This window comes from Phenylobacterium sp. T106 (assembly GCF_057219735.1).
In genome coordinates this window covers 59004-80518 of the sequence record NZ_JBXVWA010000008.1, presented here as the reverse complement: position 1 = coordinate 80518, position 21515 = coordinate 59004, and the positions used below count along the sequence as shown (strand labels likewise).

Sequence of the window (21515 nt, the reverse complement as noted above, 5' to 3'; positions counted from 1 at the left end):
AAGGTCGGAGAACGCTGCACGCCAGATGCGCGCCGCCCGCGGGGGAGGAAAGACATGACCAAGCGCAGCTATCTTTGCGGCGGCTCCATGCTTGCCGTCGCGATTTCATTTGGCTTCTTCGACACCGCCGCCGCGCAGACCGCCGCGAACGCGCCGTCCGAGGTCGAGGAGGTCGTGGTCACGGGCTCGTTCATCCGGGGCACCCCGGAAGACGCCCCGTTGCCCGTGGACGTGATCACCAATCAGTCGCTCAAGGAGCAGGGCAGCCCGTCCCTCGTGGACCTCGTGCGCACGATCCCGTCCGTCTCGGGCGGCAACATCGGCGAGTCCAATCGCTTCCTCGGCGGCGCCGCGGCCGGCGTGGCGACCATCAATCTGCGGGGGCTCGGACTGACCCGGACGCTGTCGCTCATGAACGGCGAGCGCCTGTCGACGATCACCGCTGCCGGGGGCCAGGAGTTCGTGAACGTCAACGTGGTGCCCACGATCGCCATCGGTCAGGTCGAGGTGCTGCGCGACGGCGCGGCGGCCACTTACGGGTCGGACGCGGTGGCCGGGGTGGTGAACTTCATCACGCGGAAGGACCTCGAAGGCTTCGAGGCCAGCGGCAAGTACGCGCTCATCGACGGATCCAACGGAGACTACGAAGCGTCCGTCGCCTGGGGCAGGAAGTTCGACAACGGCAACCTGTTGCTCGCGGCCTCCTACCGGCATCGAAGCGAGCTCAACGGCGACGACCTGCCCTGGACGCTGCCCAACGCTGTCTTCCCCGACACCGTCAACATCAGCGGGATCTCGGGCGCCAGCAATCCCGGCGGCTACAACGCGATCCTGGGAACGCCGGTGCTGGGGCCGAACGGCGGCTTCCTGCCGGACCCGGCGCGCCCGGGCCAGCCGCTGGGCGGCACCCTGTCGGCGACCTTCTCGGACGCCGGCTGCACCCAGCTCGGCGGCCTTTCGTTCGTGCCCAACGGCCAGTGCTTCTACCCGTTCACCTATCACGACACCCGGGTGGCGCATGAGGACCACTACCACCTGTTCGGTGAGGCCAACTTCAACCTGAGCGAGCGGCTCCGCTTCCATGGGGAAGTCCTCTGGTCGCGTACGGACGTGCCGCACGACCGCGTGTCGGCGTCCCAGTCCACCGTCCAGTTCCCCACGCCGATCGAGGCGAGCGGCTCGTCGCCGGGGGGCGGAACGTCGCCCTATCCGGCGGCTCCGGGCGCCATCCAGTCGCGCTACTACGTGCCGGCGAGCAATCCGGGTCTCCAGGCCCTCTTCAACCCGTGCCCGACGGCGACCCAGCCGCAGATCACCGCGGCCATCTGCGCGGCGGCGCTGACGAACGGGGTCGCCATGAACCTGACCCAGTGGCGTCCGGTGGCCATGGGCGGCAACCCGCTCCATGACTTCGACGCCGACCGGCAGAGCAACCAGATCACGTCGTTCCGCGTGGTGGGCGGCTTCATCGGCGAACTGGAAAACGGCTGGGAATGGCGGACGACCCTCAACTACATGCGGGCCGAGCAGATCGCCCGGACCCCGGACCGCTACGTGAATCGTATCCAGCTTGCCCTGCGGGGGCTGGGCGGGCCGAACTGCAATCCGGTCACGGGAACGCCCGGCGTCGGGGCCTGCCAGTACCTCAACCCGTTCGCCAACTCGATCCAGCGGTCCAGCATCAACGGCGCGAACTATGCGCAGGCGACGGGCCTGCGTCAGGGGCCGGCGATCGACCCTGCGCTCTGGGCCTGGCTGCAGGACGATGCGGTATCCACGACCACCCAGCAGCTGATCACGGCGCAGGCGCAGCTGACCGGGGACTTCGGCGGCCTGAGATTGTGGACCGACACGCCGCTCAGCTGGGCTGTCGGCGCGCAGTGGCGCTTCAACGAGCGGCGCATCTCCCTGTCCTCGAACTTCGACGGCGAGAAGACGCCCTGCGTCGACAGCCAGCCCTACGGCGACGGTCTGCCGACCTGCGCGGTGCCTGGAGGCGGCCCGTTCACGTTCATCGGCTCGGGCCGCGAAAGCCAGGAGGACCGGCACGTGGTCGCCTTCTTCGGCGAGCTGCAGGCCCCCGTCACCGACGACGTGGTCGTGAGCCTGGCCATCCGCAATGAGCGCTACGGCGGCAATGTCGGCGCGACGACCAATCCCCGCGCGTCGATCCGCTGGCAGATCCTGCCCTGGGTGGCGGTCCGGGGCTCGGCGGGCACCACCTTCCGGGCGCCTCCCATCGCGGCCCTGGATCCGGGGTTCGGCTTCATCCAGGCCCAGTTCACCAACCCCATCACGGGGGCGCCGCTCTATCGCCCGGTGCAGACGTTCGGAAATCCGGACCTCGATCCCGAGACGGCCGACACGTTCAACGTCGGGTTCCTCTTCGAGACCGGCGCCTTCCAGGCGCAGATCGACTTCTTCAAGTTCGCCTTCAAGAACGAGATCACGACCGAGACCGCGGCGCGGATCTATACGTCCATGTTCCCGTCGGCCAATCCGGCCAGCTGGCAGTGCGGCAGCACCGCCCTGTTCGACCGCTTCCGGTTCGGGACCGACACGGTCAACTCCACCCTGTACGGCGGCCGCACCGTGCCGACCTGCCACCCGAACAACCTGCTGTCGGTGCGCAACAACGTCATCAACGGGCCGAACACCGACATCACCGGCATCGATCTCAACGCCTCGTACTTCTGGGACGAGATCTTCAACGGCCGGCTGACGATCGGCGGCGACGCCAGCATCCTCACGGACTACAAGCGCGGCGCGGGGCTCCTGCTGGGCACCAACGTCGTGTTCGACGGAGCGCTGAACCGGGTCGGCAAGTCCGAGCTCCTGTCGGCCTTCTACTCGTACCCCCGCCTGCGCGGGAACATCTACGCGAACTACGCCCTCGGCGGTCACAACCTCCGCTGGACCACGCGCTACTGGTCGGGCACCGACGACGTGAACGCCGTCGTCGCCGGCAGCCGGCTCAAGCGCAAGGACCGGTGGGTCCATGACGTCACCTATCGGCTGACGTACCGGGAACGGTGGACGGCGACGCTCTCGGTCAAGAACGTGCTGGACGACGTGCCGCCGTTCTACAAGAGCCAGTACAACTACGACTACATGACCCAGAACCCGCTGGGCCGCGTGTTCGAGTTCGGCCTGCAGACGAAGTTCTGATCTGCATCGCGCACGCCGCCCCCGGGCGGCCGGACATCCACAGCGCCGCGGGGTCCGCTCCGCGGCGCTGTTCGGTCTTGGGCTCGTTGCGCCGCGCCTGAGGGCGGCCTGCCGCGTGAGCGCGCCACCGTGCGGAGGCCGGATGGCGGCTTCCTAATTTCGGTACGTTTCCCCTGCGGAATTCGCTGGCGGTTTCCCGAATTGTCGCCAATCATCCCTCTACCGAAGGCCGGAACGCCACACATCAGATGGGCGCCGTCCGCGGGGGAGGAAACATTATGCTCAAGCGTGGTTATTTCTGCGGCGGCTCGATGCTGGCCGTCGCCATTTCATTCGGACTTTTCAACACCGCCGCGGCTCAGACCGCCGCGACCGCGCCCTCGGAAGTCGAGGAGGTGGTCGTCACCGGCTCATTCATCGCCGGCACGCCGGAGGACTCGGCCCTGCCGGTCGACGTCCTCTCGACCGAGGACCTGGAGAAGCAGGGCTCGCCCACCATCGTGCAGCTGGTGAAGACGATCACCGCCTCGCAGTCGTCGCTGGGGGAATCCAACCGCTACAACGGCGGCGCGGGCACCGCGACCATCAACCTGCGGGGCTTCGGCGCGGCGCGCACGCTGACCCTGATGAACGGCCGGCGGCTTGCGGACAGCCCCGCGGCGGCCTTCCAGGGCGGCGGCGCGAACCTGAACTTCATCCCGACGGCCGCGGTCGGCCGCATCGAGATCCTGAAGGACGGCGCGGCCGCGACCTACGGCTCGGACGCCATCGGCGGCGTGGTGAACTTCATCACCCGAAAGGACCTGGACGGGCTGGAGATCGACGGCGAGTACGCCCTGATCAACGACACCAACGGCGACTACAACGCCAACGCCGCCTGGGGGAAGAAGTTCGACAACGGCAACGTCCTGCTGACGGCCGGCTACCGCCACCGCTCGCGCCTCGACATCCATGACCGCGACTTCGCGCTGAAGCCGTTCGACTTCGCGGGCTCTTCGGGCGCTGCGGGCTTCACCGGCGCGTCCAACCCCGGCTTCTACGTGGCCGGCGCCACCGCCTTCCGCGACAACGGCTGCGAGGAACTGGGCGGGACGCTGACCCGGAACGTCACGTTCCAGAACCCGCTCGCCGGTCAGCCCAACCAGGGCGCCACCGTGTCCTTCGCGGTGCCGACGGGCGCGTTGAACCCGGCGACCTCGGGCACGGGGACCGGCTGCCGCTTCCAGTTCTCCAACTTCAATGATCTCGTGAACCGCGAGGACCACTACCAGCTCTACGGCGAGGTCAACTTCGACTTCTCCGAGAACCTGTCGTTCCACGGCGAGATCGCCTGGACGAAGAACGACACGCCCGTGCAGCGGATCTCGCCGTCCAACCTGACGGCGCAGTATCCCTCGCGCGTGGCCGATGGCGGCACGTCCTTCTCGCCAAGCGCGGCGACGGGGGCGAACCTCTCGGTGCCGTTCAACGTGCCGGTGAACAACCCGGGCTTCCTGGCGCTGATCAACGACTGCCGGGCGCCGCTGACCGCCGCCGAGTGCGCGGCCATCCGGGCCGGCGCCTTCAGCACCACCGGCGCCCAGCCGGGCGCGCCGGGCGGGGCCCGGGGCGTCGATATCGTCCAGCTGGGCTGGCGGGCGCTCTCGTTCGGCGGCAACCCCACCTACAAGGACGGCGCGGACCACCAGTCCATCGTCAACGAGGGCTTCCGCATCTCCGGCGGGTTCAAGGGCAACCTGTGGGCGGGGATCAAGTACGACACCGCGGTGACGTACATGGAGCAGAAGAACACGGCGACGACGCGGGACATCCTGGTGCGCAACCTCCAGCTGGCGCTCCGCGGCTTCGGCAGCAAGGCCGGCGCGGCCGACCAGTGCACCGCCGCCGAGACCGCCAACTTCACGACCGGCGCGGGCAACGCGGCCCTGGGCTGCTTCTTCTTCAACCCCTTCACCAACGGGGTCCAGACCAGCCTGGTCAACGGGCAGCCGAACCCATTCTTCAACTCGTCGGTGGCCAACGACCGCGACGTGGTGGGCGGGCTGTTCGGGACCTACACCAACGTGCTCACCAACCAGATCCTGGTCGTCGACGCCGTCTTCTCCGGCGAGACGGGCCTGGACCTGGGCGGCGGCGCCGTCGCGTGGGCGCTGGGCGCGCAGTACCGCTACAGCCGCGAGATCCGGAAGTACGGCCCGTTCTTCAACGCCGCCGAGAACCCCTGCCCGGATCGGCCTTCCTGCGCCGACGCCACCGGCCCGCTGCAGTTCTTCGGTTCGAACGTCGACCGTGACGACGACGCGAACGTCAAGGCGGTCTTCGGCGAGCTCCAGGTGCCGATCACCGACGCGCTGAACGTCAACTTCGCGATCCGCCATGAGGACTACCAGGGCGGCATCGGCTCCACGACCAACCCCAAGGTCGCGGTGAAGTGGCAGGCGACCGACTTCCTGGCCCTGCGCGGCAGCGCCAGCACCACGTTCCGCGCGCCCGGGCCGGGCCTGACGGGCAACAACTGCAACAACGGGGTCCGCGTGCTGGGCAGCGCCTATCGCGCCTTCCAGTCCTGCGGCAACCCCGACCTGAAGCCCGAGAAGGCCGACACCTACAACATCGGGGCAATCGTCGAGTTCGGCGGCTTCCAGGCGACGCTCGACTACTTCAACTTCAAGTTCAAGGACGAGATCATCGAGGAAAGCGGCTCGCGCCTCTACGCCACGATGTTCCCGAACAACAGCAACGTGAACTGCGGCCAGGCGGCCTTCGCCGACCTGCAGGCGCGCTTCACCTTCGCCGGCGTCTGCGGCGCCGCCAATGTGGCGCGGCTCAAGAGCTTCATCATCAACGGTCCCAACACCAAGACCTCGGGCCTGGAGTTCCGGGCCCAGTACGACTGGGACGGCTGGTTCGACGCCAACTGGGCCGTGGGCGTCGAGGCGACCTACCTGATCAAGTACAAGCGCGGCGCCGTGCCGCTGAAGGACTCGAGCACCATCAACATCGCCCCCGCCGAGGATCGCGCCGGCCTCAGCGACATCCTGAACGACTTCTTCTCGTACCCCGAGCTGAAGGCGAACGGGTTCCTGGCCTATGTGAAGGACGGCCTGTCGGTGCGCTGGCAGACCCGCTACTCCGAGGGCACCTCGCCCGCCTTCGGCTCGCCCTTCTTCATCACCGTGCCGGACGCCTCGGCCACCACGCCGGCGGCCACCTGCGCCTCGACGTCGTGCGCGGGCCGGACGCTGAAGCCGGTGGGCAAGTCGGACGACTACTGGCAGCACGACCTGGTCGTGCGCTGGGAAGCGCCGTGGGACGTCACCCTGACGGCGAGCGTCCAGAACGTCTTCGACGAGGACCCGCCCTTCGTGCCCTCGCCGTACAACTACGACCTGACCCAGGGCAATCCGCTGGGCCGGGTCTTCGAGGTGGGCTTCCGTAAGCGCTTCTAGAGCGCGACCCGCCAGACCTCACGGAGGGCGCCGGAGCGATCCGGCGCCCTTTCCGTTCAGGGCCCTGATCTAGGGCCGGGCGCCCTTGGGCAGCGCCTTCACCTCCTCCGCGGTCAGCTTGCGGACGGTCCTGACCGGGCAGCGGTGGGCTCCGAGGGTGCTGGGCGTGATGATCTCGGCGTCGAGGCCCGAGCAGATGTACGACGAGCCCCGCGAGCGGACGGCGATGTTCTGCGCCCAATCCACCTCGCTGCACCGGCCGAACATCTCGAACTGGTAGACGTCCTTCACGCCCACCCGGACGTTGACGATGCGGTCGTCCACGCTGGCGAAGTTGTTGATCTGGCGCGTCCAGAAGCACTGCTTGCGCGCGCCCGCGGCGGCGCCCGTGTCGGCTGGCGTCGCGGCGGCTGCGGTCGCGGCGGTCGCGAGGGCCGCCAGCGCGGCGGCCAGGGAGAGGGCGTGTCTTGGCGTCATGGTCGGATCCTCGGGCCGTCCCCCGACGCCCGACATATAGTCGAGCCGGCGGCGCTTAGGAACGCCGCGCCGCGCGCCGGGCGAAACGGCCGGGATCGACGAGTTCGGCCGCCGACCGACCGATCGGAGACGGCGCGCCCGCCGCGAGCGCCGCCACATGCTCCGCCAGCAGGGGCGCGAGCGAGAAGCCGCGCGAGCCGAAGCCGGTGAGGGCGAACAGCCCGTCGTCCAGCGCGCCGGCGAGCGGCAGGCGGTCGGGGGTTACGGCGCGGACCGACGCGCGGCCCGCCAGCGGCCGCTCGGCGAAACGGCCCGCGAGGCCGGGCAGGGCCTTCGCCAGCGTCGCCAGGTTGCGCTCATGGTCGCCGGCCCGCAGGTCGGCCCCCTCGTCGTCGCGATCGTGTGTGGCGCCGAACAGCACGCCGGCGCGCGTGGGGACCACATAGCCGCCCCAGGCCGCCGCAGGCACGGGCGGCTCGCCCTCCGCGATGCTGGCCTGGCCCCGGACAGGCTGCAGCGGCGCCTGCGGGCTCAGCTCGCGCGACCCCAACGCCGCCGCGAGGACGACCACGTCGGCGGCGGCGATCTCGGAACCGGCGGCGTCGAGCAGACGCCACCGCCCGTCCCGCCGTTCAAGGCCGGCGACCCGAGCGGTGGCGACCTCGCCCAGCCAGGCGGCCAGCACGCGCGCGGGCTCGACAACCAGGGCGGCCGCCTGGTCGAGCGCGTCTCCCACGGCCTCGCACAGGCGCGCCGACGCGCCCGCGCCGTCCAGAGGCGATAGCGCGCCCGGCTCGAAGATGTCCGACGCCGCGATCCGGGCGAAGCGGTCGGCGTCGCGCGGGGCGGCGGCCAGCTGCAGGACCCCGCGGGAGATCACCGCGTCGGGCAGCGCCTTGTAGAGCTGGACGGCGCGCGCGAAGGCCTGGGCAAAGAGCTGGGCGGCGTCGCCGAGCCCCGCGTCGAGGCGGGGCGTCACCAGGGCGGCGGGATTGCCCGACCCGCCGGCGCCCGGCCGGTCGGCTTCCAGCACCGTGGGGGCGACGCCCAGGGCGCGAAGCGCCCGCGCGGCGGCCGCGCCCGCGATCCCCGCGCCAACCACGGCGACGCGCGGCGGCGCCGCCGCTTCGGAGGGCCCGCCGGACAGCCGCGCCTCCAGCCGCTCGCGCTTGCGGCCGAAGCCCGGGCGCTTGGCCACCTCGAACCCGGCCGCCGTGAGCCCGCGGCGCACCTGGCCCGCCACCGTGAAGGTCGCCGCCCGGGCGCCCGGCTGCGAGCGGGCGGCCACAAGGGCCAGGACCTCGTCGGTCCACATCTGCGGGTTCGCGGCGGGGGCGAAGCCGTCGAGGAACCACGCGTCGGCGCGTCCCTCCCAGCCGTCCAGGGCGGCGCGAACGTCCATGACGGCCAGATCGAGGATGGCCGAGACCTCGGGCAGCTCCACCCGATGGCGGCCCCGGGCGCGGCCGGGCCAGGACGCGACCAGCCGCTCGGCCACGGGCGCCAGTTCAGGCCAGCGGGCGAGGGCGCGCGCGGCGTCGTCCGCGGAGAGGGGATGGGCTTCGACGGAGAAGATGTGGAGCTGGCCCGCGGCCGGGCGGGCTTCGCGCCAGAGCTGCAGCAGGGCCGCGATGTTCAGCCCGCTGCCGAAGCCCAACTCGCCCACCACGAACCGCTGCCGCCCGGCCCAGGCCTCGGGAAGGCCGCAGCCCTGCAGGAACACCGCGCGGCTCTCGGCGAGGCCGTCCTCGGCCGAGAAATAGACGTCGCCGAAGGCGCGGGACCGGGGGAGGCCGTCGTCGGTCCAGTCGACCGGGCTATCGGCGGGCATTCAGGCAGGTCCGAAACGAAGAAGGGCCGCCCCAGGGGCGGCCCTTCCGTAACGCGAATTGCGTCGAGAAGCTTACTTCTTCTCGGGCTCGGCGGCAGCCGGAGCGGCCGGAGCAGCAGCGTCGGCGGCCGGAGCAGCGGCGGCGTCGGCGGCCGGAGCGGCAGCGGCGTCGGTCGCGGCGGCGGCAGCGGCGTCGGCGGCCGGGGCGGCCGGAGCGGTCGCGGCGGCGTCGGCGGCCGGAGCTTCAGCCGGGGCCTCTTCCTTCTTCTGGCAGGCGGCGAGCGACAGCGCGGCGGCGGCAGCGGCCACGGTGATCAGAACGTTCTTCATGGGAATCCCAGTCCTCTAGACGGTGTGTCGGCGCGACGGTGCAGCTGCAAGCCGCCCCCGACGCGGCGGTAGAACTACCGCTCACAGGCCTGTGATAGCAAGCGCTAAGTCACGGGTTCGTGATGACAATCTTCGCCTGTGGCGCGAGCGCCACCATAGGTGAAGGGAGTGTTGACGGAGAGCCGGCCGCAACTGCACCGAGACTGCACGAAAGCCCCGCGCGGCCTGCGCGCGTCAGGCCTCGGTCGGGATGTTCGACAGGGTCTCTTCCAGCTCGAGGAAGCTGGGCTGGGCGCCCGAGGGCACGTTGCCGCGACCGATCTCGACCGAGATCTGCGCGGCGTTGCCGTGCAGGTGGGCCACCAGGACGGCCTGGATGATCTTGTAGAAGGCGCTCTCTTCCTCGACCACGTCCTTCATGCGCGCGGCCATAGGGCCGACCATGCCGTAGGCCAGGAACACGCCGAGGAAGGTGCCGACGAGGGCGCCGCCGATCATGCCGCCCAGCACCTCGGGCGGCTCGGTAATCGCGCCCATGGTCTTGATGACCCCGAGCACGGCGGCGACGATGCCCAGCGCGGGCAGGGCGTCGGCCATGTTCTGCAGGGCGTGGCTGGGCGCCAGCGCCTCGTGGTGGTGCTTCTCGAGCTGCTTCTCCATCGCGTCTTCGACCTGGTGGGGATCCTCCAGGTTCATGGTCATCATCCGCAGCGTGTCGCAGATGAAGTCGATGGCGAAGTGGTCCTTCCCGATCTTCGGGAAGCGCGTGAAGATCGAGGACTCGTGCGGGTTCTCGATGTGGCTCTCCAGCGCGATGACGCCCTTGGACTTCATCGTCTTGGTGAGCAGGAAGAGCAGCGAGAGCAGGTCGCGGTAGTCCGAGGCCTTCCACTTGGGGCCGCCGAACACCTTGCCGAAGCCGCCGCCGACGCCCTTGATCACGGGCAGGGAGTTCGAGATCAGGAACGCCGCGACCGCGGAGCCGCCGATCGCCATCATCTCGTGAGGCAGGGCGTGCAGGATCACGCCCATGTTGCCGCCAGCCATGATGTAGCTGCCGAACACCATGCCAAAGAGCAGCACGAGACCGATAATCTGGAACATCGAGACCCCCGGAAGTGCGGGGACGATGCCGGTTAATGCTTAATGCCTCGTGATCGGGTCGCGTTTAGGGGTTGCGGCGCGACCGCGACCGCTTAAGCGGAACGCGATGGCCAGCCCGACCTCCAGTCTGCCCCGCCGGTCGTTCGCGATCATCTTCGCCGTCTCGGCGGCGACGGCCATGGGCAATGTGGGGCTGATCTCGGTGCTGCCGGCGATCGGCCGCTCCACCGGGATCCCCGACTTCCTGATGTCGGGCGTCTTCTCGCTCTCGGCGTTGCTCTGGGCGGCGTCGTCGCCCTATTGGGCCCGCGCGTCCGACCGCCATGGGCGCAAGCCGCTCATGCTGCTGGGGCTCGCCGGCTTCTCGGTCTCGATGCTGCTCTGCGGCGGCGTGGTCAGCGCGGGCCTGATGCACCTGGCGCCCCCGATGATCATCTTCGCCATGTTCCTGCTGGCGCGGGCGCTGTTCGGCCTGTTCGGCGCCGCCTCGAACCCGGCCACCCAGGCCTATGTGGCGGAACGGACGCCGGTGGAGAACCGCACCCAGGCCATGGCCAGCCTCGCGGGCGCCTTCGGCCTCGGCACGGTCATCGGCCCCTTCCTGGCGCCGCTCTTCATCTACCCGGTCATCGGGCTGGCGGGACCGCTCTACACCTTCGCCCTGATCGCGCTCGCCATGCTGTTCGTGGTCTGGCGCTGGCTCCCGGACAGCCGGCCGCCGCCCGAGGCCCAGCGGCCCAAGCGGCCCGTGGTCGCCGGCGCGCCCAAGGAGACGCCCATGTGGCGCGACCCCCGGATCACGCCGTTCCTGATCTACGGCTTCATCGCCGCGACGTGCCAGACGGCGCAGGCCCAGACGCTCGGCTTCCTGATCCTCGACAAGCTCGAGATGAGCCCCGCGCAGGCCCAGTACTTCATCGCGATCGCCATGATGTTCGGCGCCGTGGCCGGGCTGCTGGCCCAGTGGGGCCTGATCCGGATGTTCGAGATGACGCCGCGCCAGCTGCTGCGCTGGGGCGTGGGCGTGGCGGCCCTCGGCAACCTGATCGTGGCGCTGTCGCCCGGCTACTACGGCGTGGTGGCGGGCTACGCCATCTCCAGCCTGGGCTTCGGCCTCGCGCGGCCGGGCTTCACCGCCGGCTCGTCCATCGCGGTCGGGATCGACGAGCAGGCCCGGGTGGCGGGCGCCATCGCCGCCGTCAACGGCATCAATGTGATCCTCGCCCCGGCGTTCGTGTTCCTCTACCAGCACTACGGCCCGCTGCCCTTCGTGCTGAACACCCTGCTGCTGGTCGCGCTCCTGGTCTACGCCTTCCGGAACACCGCCCTGAAGAACGCCGACCCCAAGCCCGTCCCGCGCGAGGCGGCCACGATGGCGACCCTGGAGAAGAGCGACGAGGGCGGCTCCCTCTAGACCGCCCCGGCCGCGTCCGCCTCGCTACGGAGCCGGCGCACCATCTCGGGCGAGAGATAGCCGTCGGCGGTCAGGCCGCGCGCCTTCTGCCAGGTCCGCAGCGCCTTGCGGGTGCCCATGCCGACCACGCCGTCCGCCTGCCCGGCGTCGAAGCCGAGCGCGTTCAGGGCCCGCTGCGCGGTCATCCGGTCGATCAGCGGCAGGGGCGTCTCGGCGGGCCAGGGGCGCACGAGCGGCGGCGCCCCGGAGAACCGGTCGGCCAGCAGGCCCACGCCCAGGGCATAGGCGACGCTGTTGTTGTACTGGCGCAGCGCGAAGTGGTTGGGGAACAGCAGGAAGAGCGGGCCCGCCGCGCCGGCCGGCGCGACCAGCTGGGCCTGCGCGTCGGCGTCCGCCGCCGACCAGGGCTGCCCGTCGGCGCGGCGCACGCCCTGGGCCGCCCACTCGGCCGGGGTCAGGCGAGGGCCCTCGGTGACGCTGAAGTCGAAGCCGGGCGGCGCGACGACCTCCCGCGCCCAGCTCTGCCCCCGCACCCAGCCGGCCTTGGCGAGCAGGTTGGCGGCGGATCCGAGGCTGTCGGCGCTGGAGCCCCAGATGTCGCGGCGTCCGTCGCCGTCCTGGTCGACGGCGGTGGCCAGGAAGGTGGTGGGGATGAACTGGGTCTGGCCCATCGCGCCGGCCCACGACCCGCGCAGCCGCTCGCGCGGATGCTCGCCGGACTGGATGATCTTCAGCACCGCGATCATCTCGCCCTCGGCCCAGGCGCGACGCCGGCCCTGGGCGGCCAGTGTCGCCAGCGAGCGCAGGGTGTCGTAGCTCCCCTGGATCGAGCCGAAGCCGCTCTCCAGGGCCCAGACGCCCAGCAGGATGTCCCGGGGGACGCCGTAGCGCTGCTCGATGGCGTCCCAGGCGGGCAGCGAGGCGCGGTGGCGCAGGCCGATGGCCTGCCGGTCTGCGGTCACGACCCCCTTGATGTACTCGCTCAGCGGCTTGGAGAACTCGGGCTGGCGGGTGTCGAGCGAGGCCACGCGCGGATCGGGCGTCAGGCCCCGCATCTCGCGCGCCAGCACGGCGGGATCGATCCCGGCCTGCAGGGCGCGGCCCTGGAATTCGGAGGCCCAGGCGTCGAAGATCATGTCGCCCGAGGCGGTGGGCGGCGCGACGGAGGATTGCTGGACCGGGACCGCGGCGTCGTGCGCCGCGCGCGCCATCGGAGCCTGGGGCTCGGGCCGGGGCGGGCTGGCGCACCCGGCGAGGAGGACGAGAACGACGGCGATGGGGCGACGCATCCGCCTGAATCTAGGGTGCGTCGGGGCGGCTCCCAATCAATTCGCCGTCAGGAGCGCCGGTTGACTTGATCGGGGCCTCCCCGTATATGCGCGCGCTCTGTTCGCCACCGGCCGGGCTCCCGGCCTGCTGAGATTTGGGTCCATGAAGGTCAGAAGCTCGCTCAAGTCGCTCAAGACGCGTCACCGCGACTGCAAGCTCGTACGCCGCAAGGGCCGGGTCTACATCATCAACAAGACCGACCCGCGCTTCAAAGCCAAGCAGGGCTGAGCCCCGCGGCGGCGTCCGTGCCGAAGGCCGTCCTCTGGGACTTCGGCAACGTCATCGTGCGCTGGAATCCGCGCACGCTGTATTCGAAGATCTTCTCCGACCCGGCCGAGTGCGATCGGTTCCTCGCCGACGTCTGCACGCTCGCCTGGCACGCGCCGACCGACTGCGGCGTGACCTTCGCCGACAACGTCGCGGCCCTCGTCGAGAAGCATCCCCACCACGAGCCCCACATCCGCGCCTGGCATGAGCGCTGGGACGAGATGTTCTCGGGCGCCATCGCCGAGACCGAGGCGGCCATCCACGCCCTCCACGCGCGCGGCGTGCCGCAGTACGGCCTCTCCAACATCAGTCACGAGACCCTGCATTCGACCCTGGCCATGAGCCCGGCGTTCGCCCGGCTCGACGGCTACGTGGCCTCGGGCCTCGAGGGGGTGATGAAGCCGGATCCGGCGATCTACCGCCTCTGCTGCGAGCGCTTCGGCCTCGGGCCGGCCGACTTCCTGTTCGTGGACGACAGCGCGCGCAACATCGCCGCCGCCGCAGAGCTCGGCTTCGACACCCATCATTTCACCGACCCGGCCGCCCTGCGCCCGGCGCTCGCGTCGCGCGGGCTGCTGTAGAGCCTTCAGGGGTGGCGCCCGCCCTCCGTTAGCACCCGCCGGCCTGCATCCGGACGATTCACTCCGACGTAACGGCGTTCGTGGCATGGCTTGTGCTGAACCGGCTTCAGAACACGCAGCCCCGTGCCAATCCAGAACGGACCAGACGAAATGACGACCTTCCGCGCCCTCCTCGCCGCCACCGCCGTCGCGGCCGCCGCGAGCCCGGCCGCCGCCGCGGTGACGGTCACCCTGTCGAACCAGGGCCAGCCCTTCGCCATCCCGGTGAACCAGGAACTGATCGCCACCTTCGACGACGCCAACAACCCGACCGAGACCTTCGTCGACGGCGTCACCCTCAGCCTGAACGGCGCCACCGTCGGCGTCTGCGAAGGCTGCAGCGGCTATTCGGGCACGCTGCCCAACGACAACACCCACTACCTGACGATCGCCGGCGGCAAGAGCGCCACCTTCGACTCGCTGCGCCTGATGAGCAGCTTCAGCCTCTTCATGGGCTCGCCCGACACGTACAACCGGATCGAGTTCTTCGGGATCAACGGCTACCACGAGGTCCTGAACGGCACGAACATGTTCCAGGGCGACACCAACCAGTCGTGGGCCTGGGGCAAGCGCGTCAACTTCGACTTCGGCGGCTACAAGGTGAACAAGGTGATCCTGTCGTCTTCGGGCAATTCGTTCGAGGTCGACACGGCCGCCGGCAGCTTCACCGCCGTGCCCGAGCCGGGCGTCTGGGCCCTCATGATCGCCGGCTTCATGGGCGCGGGCGTAATGATCCGCCGCCGCCGCGCCGCCATCTCTCTCGCCTAGAACTCTCCACTAGCGCGAGCCAGACTGGGCCCCCCGTCTCCCCGGCGGGGGGTCTTTTCGTGCTCAGGCGTCGCCGCGGACGAGGTCGAAGAACTCCTGCCGCGTCCTGGGATCGTCGCGCACGGCGCCCAGCAGGGACGAGGTGGTCAGGCGCGAGCCGGGCGTGTTCACCCCGCGCATCGTCATGCAGCTGTGCTCCGAGACGATCACCACGCCGACGCCCTTGGGCTTCAGGATGTCCTGGATCGCCTCGGCGATCTCGGCGGTCAGCTTCTCCTGGATCTGCAGGCGCCGCGCGAAGCCGTGGACCACGCGGGCCAGCTTGGAGATCCCCACGACGCGGTCGTTCGGCAGGTAGCCCACGTGCGCCTTGCCCAGGAAGGGCAGCATGTGGTGCTCGCAGAAGCTGACCACGCGGATGTCCTTCAGGATCACCAGCTCGTCGTAGCCGGCCACCTCCTCGAAGGTCCGTTCCAGGTACTCGCGCGGATCGGCCTCGTAGCCGGCGAAGAGCTCGCGGTAGGCCTTCACCACGCGCCGCGGCGTGTCCAGCAGGCCTTCCCGGTCGGGGTCGTCCCCGGCCCATTCGATGAGCGTGCGGACGGCGGCCAGCGCGTCGTCTTCGCTGGGGCGGGGGCGGTTCGGCATGTCGTCTCCAGGGCGGGTCTCCCCAGAACGGCCGGTCTGCAGCGAAGGTTCACGCGCAAGCTCACCTGGAAAGCGGGGATAACTCGCGCCCGCCCGCTTCCGTCCACAGCCCTTCTCGCCTAGAGGCATGGGCCATGGCCGACGACGCTTCCGCACATTCCGACGTCCTCAACGCGACCGCGCAGGGGCAGCTCAAGAGCATCATCGAGCGCGTCGAGCGCCTCGAGCAGGAGAAGGCCGAGATCGCCGAGCAGATCAAGGAGGTCTTCGCCGAGGCCAAGGGCAACGGCTTCGACGTCAAGGTCCTGCGCAAGGTGATCCGCATCCGCAAGCAGGACCGCGCCAAGCGCCAGGAGGAGGAGGCGATCCTCGACCTCTACCTGTCCGCCATCGGAGAGATTTGAGGAAGAAGCCGCCGGTCTCGCCCTTCGAGGCGCGCAAGGCCGCCGCCAAGCGGGCGGCGCTGAACGCCCTGAAGCGCGCCCGGCGCACGGCCGAGAAGGCCGGCGTGAAGCTCTCCGACTGGGAGGGCGAGTTCCTCAGCGAGGTCTCCGACCGCGTGAAGACCTACGGCCGCGCCTTCGGCGATCCCGAGAAGGGCGCCCCCGGCGAGGCGCTCAGCGCGCTCCAGACGGTGAAGCTCAGGGAGATCGCCGCCAAGGCCAAGGGCGAGAAGAAGCCGCTCCAGCGACGGCCCTTCCGCCGAAAGGGCCGGGAGGGCTAGCGGCGCGGGCGCCGCGGAGCGCGCACGGATTCACCATCCCTCTTCACGATGTCTTGGCCGCGGGAAGGCCTAATCCGGGCCGTGCGCGCGCCCCGATCCATACCCGCCCTGGCGGCGGCTCTCGCGGTCCTGGCCGCGACGCCGGCCTCGGCGCAGGCCTTCACGGAAGCGCACTTCGCCGCGGTGATGGACCAAGTGTTCGGCCGTGGCGGTTGGCGCATGACGGGCGGCTACCGGACGCCCGAGCGGGAGAACCAGCTGCGCGCCCAGGGCGCGATGACGGTGCGCCCCGGCGGTCTCTCGCGCCATTCGCTGGGCCGTCCCGGCGCGCCGGGCGCCTACGACCTGGTCGTCAACGGCATGAGTCCGTTCGAGGCCGCCGACCGCCTGCGCCGCGCGGGCGCTCCGTTCGCGCGATACCAGCCCAAGGGCGCGCACGGCACGCAGGGACCGCATCTGCACCTCGAACCCTACGGCTTCGGGCCGACTCCGGGCGGCGGCTTCCAGGTCGCGTCCGCCCCTGCGCCCAAGGCGGAAGACGGCCGCCGGCGCTCGATCACCATCACGATGCCCGCCGCGGGCCCGCGGCGCCTGGCCGAGGCGCGCGAGGACCTGCGCCGGCTGCATGCGGCCGCCGGCGCCGGCGCGGCGGACGCCCAGCTCGAGCTCGGGCGGAGCTACCTCCTGGGCTATGCGGTCGCGCGCGACTTCGGCGAGGCCTACGCCTGGCTCTCCGCGGCGGCCGACAACCCCGCGGCCGGCCCCGAAACCCGCACCGAGGCGATCTCCACGCTCGCCCAGCTGCCGGCGCTTATGGAGGCGGACGAGGCCGGCGCGCCCGCCCGCTATGCGGACCTGAGAAGCGGCGAGGCCGGGCGCTAGCGCCCAAGAAGCGTGGCCGCCGACGCTGGAGCCGTGACATGTCCGGCCCGACGCGCAACTCTGCGCCGGGCACGGGGAGGGGACCATGGCGAAGACAGGCCGGCGGATGTTCCTGGGCGGCGCCGGGGCGGCCTGGTCGGGCGCGGCGTGGGCGGCGATATCGCCGGACGAACCCGACCTCGTCGTCGTCAACGCGAATGTCCTCACGGTGGACCCGAAGCAGCCCCGGGCCGAGGCCTTTGCCGTGAAGGACGGGCGCTTCGTCGCCGTGGGCGCGAGCGATGACGTCCGCAGCCTGATCGGCCGGCGCACCCAGGTCTACGACGCCCGGCGGATGACCGTCGTCCCGGGCTTCATCGACACCCACAACCACCCGGTGGGCGACGTGCTGCTCTACGAGGTGCTGGTCGGCAATCCATTCGAGGTGGAGTTCGTCACGATCGACTCGATCGTGGACAAGCTGGCCGCCAAGGCCCGGACGCTCCCGCCGGACACCTGGGTCTCGGGCCACTTCCACGACGACACCAAGCTGAAGGGCAAGCGCCAGCTGACCCTGGCCGACCTTGACCGGGTGTCGAAGGACCACCCCGTGGTGGTGAACCATCGCGGGGGCCACACGGCCTTCTACAACAGCCGCGCCTTCGCCCTGGCCGGGGTGACCAGGGCCACCCCCAATCCCGTCGGCGGCACCTTCGATCGCGACGCGGCGGGCGAGCTCACCGGCCGGGTCACCGACACCGCCATGGACGTCTTCGACAACGTCGGGAAGCGGCCGACCTTCTCGCCCGAGGAGACCGCGCGCCGGGCCCGCGACGGCCTGGCGCACATCTCGAAGCAGTTCGCCCGCTATGGACTGACCACGGTCCACCACCAGGGCGGCGACCTCGGCGCCCTGCAGGACGTGCGCGCCCGCGGGGATCTGCGCCACCGGGTCAGCTACGAGCCGGTCGGGCCCACGCTGGAGGCGATGATCCGGGCGGGGCTGAAGACCGGGTTCGGCGACGATTGGATCAGGCTGGGCGCCACCTTCGAGCACCTGGTGGACGGCTCGTTCTCCGAACGGACGCTGGCCTGGAGCAAGCCGTTCCCCGGCCGCTCGCCGCCGTACTACGGCAACCTGGTCGAGGACCAGCCGACCCTGGACGCCTGGGTCGAGCGGGTGCACCGGGCCGGGATCGACGTGAACTGCCACGCCAACGGCGACCGCGCGATCGCCAGCGTCATGACGGCCTACGAACGGGCGCAGAAGCTGTTCCCCAGGCCCGAGGCGCGCTTCAAGATCACCCATTGCACGCTGGTGAACCCGGACCTCGTGCGGCGGATCAAGGCGCTGGACGTGACGCCGTCCTGCTTCACCACCTATGCCTACTACAACGCCGACAAGTTCGGCTTCTACGGCCAGGCGTTCATGGAGAACGCCATGGCCTTCCGCAGTTTCCTGGACGCGGGCGTCAACGTCGCGGCGGGGTCGGACTTCTACCCCGGTCCGTTCGCGGCCCTGATGGGCATCCAGGGCATGGTCACGCGCACCGGGTGGAACGGCGAAACGTGGGGCGCGAACCAGCGGATCACCCCGGCCGAAGCGCTCAGGATCAACACGTACAACGGCGCGTACGCGGCGCGGGAGGAGCACATCAAGGGTTCGATCACCGCCGGCAAGCTGGCCGACTTCGTGGTGCTCGCCGACGACCTGACGACGATCGCGCCCGAGAAGATCAAGGACATCCAGGTCGTCCGCACCGTCGCCGGCGGGACGGTGACACACCAGGCCTAGGGGGGTCCGGCGCCGTCCGATCGTCCCGGCGAAGGCCGGATCCAGAACCAGGTCCGAGATCCTCACGGGAAGAGCTCCGGGCGTCTGGAGGGATACGGCGGCGAGGGGGTGTGGTAAGGACGGGGCGGTCTGCGGAAGGGAGAGGTCATGGACCTCGACGCGCTGCTCCTGTCGCGCCTGCAGTTCGCGTTCACCATCGCGTTCCACATCATCTTTCCGAGCTTCACCATCGGGCTGGCGAGCTTCCTGGCCGTGCTCGAGACGATCTGGGTCGTCACCCGGCGCGAGGCCTTCAAGACGCTCTACCTCTTCTGGGTGAAGATCTTCGCGATCTCGTTCGGGATGGGCGTGGTCTCGGGCGTGGTGCTTTCGTACCAGCTCGGCACGAACTGGAGCGTCTTCTCGGCCGTCGCCTCGCCGGTGATCGGACCACTGTTCGCCTTCGAGGTGCTGACGGCCTTCTTCCTCGAGGCGTCGTTCCTGGGGGTCATGCTGTTCGGCTGGAAGAAGGTGGGGCCGGGCCTACATCTCGCCTCGACGATCCTGGTGGCGGGCGGGACGCTGATGTCGGCCTTCTGGATCATCTCGGCCAACAGCTGGATGCAGCACCCGACGGGGTTCATCCAGCTCCCCAACGGCGAGCTGCGGGCCGTGGACTGGCTGCAGGTGATCTTCTCGCCGACCTTCCCCGAGCGGTTCGCGCACATGGTGCTGGCGGCCTATCTCACCACCGCGCTGGTGGTGGGCGCCGCCTCGGCGTGGCGGCTGCTGCGGCGCGGCGCGGAGCCGGAGTCGCGCATCGCGCTGCGCATGGCGATCGGCATGTTCGCCGTCGTGGCGCCCCTTCAGCTCGTGGTCGGGGACCTGTCGGGGCGTGAGGTCGGCCGGGTGCAGCCCGCCAAGCTCGCCGCCATCGAGGCCTTCTGGGAGACCCGCTCGGAGCAGCCGTTCCACATCGCCGCCTGGCCCGACCGGGCGATCGAGGGCAACCGCTTCGAACTGTCGATCCCGCGCATCGGCAGCCTGCTCACGGCCGGCGCCATCGACGCCGAGGTGAAGGGGCTGAAGGCCTTCGCGCCCGAGGACCGCCCGCCGGTGTTCATCGTCTTCTGGGCGTTCCGGGTGATGGTGGGCCTGGGGCTGGCGATGATCGCCCTGGGCCTCTGGGGCGCCTACCTGATCTGGCGGACCGCCGGACCCGAGCACAGCCGGTGGTACCTGCGGGCCGCGGTGGCCATGGGCCCGGCGGGGTTCGTCGCGGTCATCTGCGGCTGGATCGTCGCCGAGGTGGGCCGCCAGCCCTATGTCATCTACGGCGTGCTGCGGACCGCCGACGCCGTCTCGCCCGTGACGGCCGGCCAGGTCTCGGCCTCGCTTCTCGGCTTCATGACCGTGTACGCCGTGATCTTCGGCGTGGGCGTGCTCTACATCCTGCGGCTGATCGCCCAGGGCCCCGAGGAGATCGCCGAGGCGCCGCCCCAGCGCGGCCGGCCGCCGGGCTATGCGCTGGGCGCCACGCCCGACGCGGCCGAGACCCCCGTGGACGAGGCCGACCGATGAGCCTGGACCTGCCCCTGATCGCCGCGGGCGTCATCGCCCTGGCCGTCCTGATGTACGTGCTGCTGGACGGCTTCGACCTGGGGATCGGCATCCTCTTCCCGTTCGCGGCGTCGGACGCCGACCGGGACGTGATGATGGACACCGTCGCGCCCATCTGGGACGGCAACGAGACGTGGCTGGTGCTGGGCGGGGGCGGGCTCTTCGCCGCCTTCCCCTTCGCCTACGCGGCCCTGATGCCGGCGCTCTACCTGCCCATCGTGGTGATGCTGCTGGCGCTGGTCCTGCGGGGCTGCGCCTTCGAGTTCCGGCACCGGGCGCGGGCCCGGGGCAAGCGGTTCTGGACCCTGGCGTTCGCCGGCGGGTCGCTGACGGCGACCCTGGCCCAGGGGCTGGTGCTCGGCGGGTTCATCCAGGGGGTGCGGCTGGAGGGCCGCGCCTTCGCCGGCGGGCCCTTCGACTGGGCGACGCCCTACAGCCTGCTCGTCGCCGTGGGGCTGGTGGCCGGCTATGCGCTGCTCGGGGCGACCTGGCTGGTGTGGCGCACGGCGGACGAACTGCATGGCCAGGCCCGCCGCTGGGCGTGGATCACGGGCGCCGCGAGCGCCCTGCTGCTGGCGGTGGTCAGCGTCGCGACCCTGCTCGTGCACCCCCGAATCGCGGCGCGGTGGGGGCTGGAGGTCCGCGACGCCGCGTGGACGGTGGACGCCGGCGCCGCCCCGCTGCTGGCCATTCCGCTGCTCGGGCTGGCGGGCCTGGCCGGCGTCGCCTGGTCGCTGCGCAAGCCCCAGCGCCATCACGCCGGGCCCTTCGTGGGCGCCTGGATCGTCTTCCTGTCGGGCTACGCGGGCCTGGCGGTGAGCTTCTTCCCCAACATCGTGCCCTACGACCTGACCTTCCGCGACGCGGCGTCGCCCGACAACGCCCTGGCGCTGGTGCTCGGCGGCGTGGCGATCCTCCTGCCGTTCATCCTGGGCTACACCGTCTGGGTGTATTGGCTGTTCCGCGGCAAGGTCGGGCCGGATGCCGGCTATCATTGAGCCTCCGCCCGAGCCGGGCGCGCCCCTCCCGCCGCTCTGGAAGCGGCTGGCCTGGTTCGCCGGGCTGTCGCTGGCGGGCGCGTTCTCCACGGCCGCCATCGCCTACGGCTTGCGGCTCCTGCTGAGATAGGCT

The 21515-nt window shown here is 70.6% G+C and carries 19 protein-coding genes; 13 read left to right on the top strand and 6 right to left on the bottom strand.

All coding sequences use genetic code 11. From position 1 onward, the window contains the following. The first annotated feature begins 54 nt into the window (after positions 1 to 54). Positions 55 to 3168: a TonB-dependent receptor plug domain-containing protein gene (locus AC2D8W_RS17350; protein WP_484672579.1), complete on the top strand. Its 3114-nt coding sequence runs from the start codon at positions 55 to 57 to the stop codon at positions 3166 to 3168. Between the two features lie 278 nt (positions 3169 to 3446). Then, positions 3447 to 6617 (top strand): TonB-dependent receptor domain-containing protein, encoded by a 3171-nt coding sequence (locus AC2D8W_RS17345; protein WP_484672578.1) that lies wholly within the window; start codon positions 3447 to 3449, stop codon positions 6615 to 6617. A 69-nt stretch (positions 6618 to 6686) separates the two neighbouring features. Here AC2D8W_RS17345 and AC2D8W_RS17340 read toward each other — a convergent pair whose 3' ends face one another. The 4 genes from AC2D8W_RS17340 to motA form a co-directional block, all read right to left on the bottom strand. Next, positions 6687 to 7094, bottom strand: a complete 408-nt coding sequence (locus AC2D8W_RS17340) for a DUF6491 family protein (RefSeq protein ID WP_484672577.1) — start codon at positions 7092 to 7094, stop codon at positions 6687 to 6689. A 55-nt stretch (positions 7095 to 7149) separates the two neighbouring features. Continuing rightward, positions 7150 to 8925, bottom strand: coding sequence for a tRNA (5-methylaminomethyl-2-thiouridine)(34)-methyltransferase MnmC2 (gene mnmC2 / locus AC2D8W_RS17335; RefSeq protein WP_484672576.1), 1776 nt, complete (start codon positions 8923 to 8925; stop codon positions 7150 to 7152). A 72-nt stretch (positions 8926 to 8997) separates the two neighbouring features. Beyond that, on the bottom strand, positions 8998 to 9255 hold the full coding sequence (locus AC2D8W_RS17330) for a hypothetical protein (protein WP_484672575.1): 258 nt from the start codon (positions 9253 to 9255) through the stop codon (positions 8998 to 9000). 234 nt (positions 9256 to 9489) lie between these two features. Next, positions 9490 to 10359, bottom strand: a complete 870-nt coding sequence (motA, locus tag AC2D8W_RS17325; RefSeq protein WP_293480985.1) for a flagellar motor stator protein MotA — start codon at positions 10357 to 10359, stop codon at positions 9490 to 9492. Between the two features lie 106 nt (positions 10360 to 10465). On the opposite strand from motA, the gene AC2D8W_RS17320 reads away from it, so the two are divergent. Continuing rightward, positions 10466 to 11773 carry an MFS transporter gene (locus tag AC2D8W_RS17320; RefSeq protein ID WP_484672574.1) on the top strand — a complete coding sequence of 436 codons (1308 nt, stop codon included), beginning with the start codon at positions 10466 to 10468 and terminating at the stop codon, positions 11771 to 11773. Here the strand turns inward: AC2D8W_RS17320 and AC2D8W_RS17315 are convergent. Next, positions 11770 to 13062 (bottom strand): lytic murein transglycosylase, encoded by a 1293-nt coding sequence (locus AC2D8W_RS17315; RefSeq protein WP_484672573.1) that lies wholly within the window; start codon positions 13060 to 13062, stop codon positions 11770 to 11772. The two genes, AC2D8W_RS17320 and AC2D8W_RS17315, sit on opposite strands and share 4 nt — an antisense overlap. A 142-nt stretch (positions 13063 to 13204) precedes the next feature. On the opposite strand from AC2D8W_RS17315, the gene ykgO reads away from it, so the two are divergent. From ykgO to AC2D8W_RS17300, 3 genes are all read left to right on the top strand, one after another. Beyond that, positions 13205 to 13330, top strand: a complete 126-nt coding sequence (ykgO, locus tag AC2D8W_RS17310; protein WP_111513452.1) for a type B 50S ribosomal protein L36 — start codon at positions 13205 to 13207, stop codon at positions 13328 to 13330. A gap of 17 nt (positions 13331 to 13347) precedes the next feature. Continuing rightward, on the top strand, positions 13348 to 13950 hold the full coding sequence (locus tag AC2D8W_RS17305; RefSeq protein ID WP_484672572.1) for an HAD family hydrolase: 603 nt from the start codon (positions 13348 to 13350) through the stop codon (positions 13948 to 13950). Positions 13951 to 14100: 150 nt separating this feature from the next. Beyond that, positions 14101 to 14757, top strand: coding sequence for an Npun_F0296 family exosortase-dependent surface protein (locus AC2D8W_RS17300; RefSeq protein WP_484672571.1), 657 nt, complete (start codon positions 14101 to 14103; stop codon positions 14755 to 14757). A 63-nt stretch (positions 14758 to 14820) separates the two neighbouring features. Here AC2D8W_RS17300 and folE read toward each other — a convergent pair whose 3' ends face one another. Then, complete coding sequence (gene folE, locus AC2D8W_RS17295) at positions 14821 to 15405, bottom strand: GTP cyclohydrolase I FolE (RefSeq protein ID WP_484672570.1); 585 nt, start codon at positions 15403 to 15405, stop codon at positions 14821 to 14823. Between the two features lie 134 nt (positions 15406 to 15539). Here folE and gapR point away from each other — a divergent pair, with 134 nt between their 5' ends. The 7 genes from gapR (at position 15540) to AC2D8W_RS17260 (ending at position 21512) form a co-directional block, all read left to right on the top strand. After that, positions 15540 to 15809, top strand: a complete 270-nt coding sequence (gene gapR, locus AC2D8W_RS17290) for a nucleoid-associated protein GapR (protein WP_293480974.1) — start codon at positions 15540 to 15542, stop codon at positions 15807 to 15809. Continuing rightward, positions 15806 to 16129: a hypothetical protein gene (locus AC2D8W_RS17285; RefSeq protein ID WP_484672569.1), complete on the top strand. Its 324-nt coding sequence runs from the start codon at positions 15806 to 15808 to the stop codon at positions 16127 to 16129. Before gapR ends, AC2D8W_RS17285 begins: the two co-directional genes overlap by 4 nt. Before the next feature lie 81 nt (positions 16130 to 16210). Beyond that, the gene (locus AC2D8W_RS17280; RefSeq protein WP_484672568.1) at positions 16211 to 17011 is read left to right on the top strand and encodes a hypothetical protein; all 801 of its coding nucleotides are present in this window, start codon (positions 16211 to 16213) and stop codon (positions 17009 to 17011) included. Positions 17012 to 17096: 85 nt separating this feature from the next. Next, the gene (locus AC2D8W_RS17275) at positions 17097 to 18785 is read left to right on the top strand and encodes an amidohydrolase (protein WP_484672567.1); all 1689 of its coding nucleotides are present in this window, start codon (positions 17097 to 17099) and stop codon (positions 18783 to 18785) included. A 147-nt stretch (positions 18786 to 18932) separates the two neighbouring features. Continuing rightward, positions 18933 to 20345: a cytochrome ubiquinol oxidase subunit I gene (locus AC2D8W_RS17270; RefSeq protein WP_484672566.1), complete on the top strand. Its 1413-nt coding sequence runs from the start codon at positions 18933 to 18935 to the stop codon at positions 20343 to 20345. Next, positions 20342 to 21382, top strand: a complete 1041-nt coding sequence (gene cydB, locus AC2D8W_RS17265) for a cytochrome d ubiquinol oxidase subunit II (RefSeq protein ID WP_484672565.1) — start codon at positions 20342 to 20344, stop codon at positions 21380 to 21382. The genes AC2D8W_RS17270 and cydB overlap by 4 nt, the downstream gene beginning before the upstream one ends. Then, positions 21366 to 21512, top strand: coding sequence for a DUF2474 domain-containing protein (locus AC2D8W_RS17260; protein ID WP_293483257.1), 147 nt, complete (start codon positions 21366 to 21368; stop codon positions 21510 to 21512). The genes cydB and AC2D8W_RS17260 overlap by 17 nt, the downstream gene beginning before the upstream one ends. Positions 21513 to 21515 lie beyond the last annotated feature (3 nt).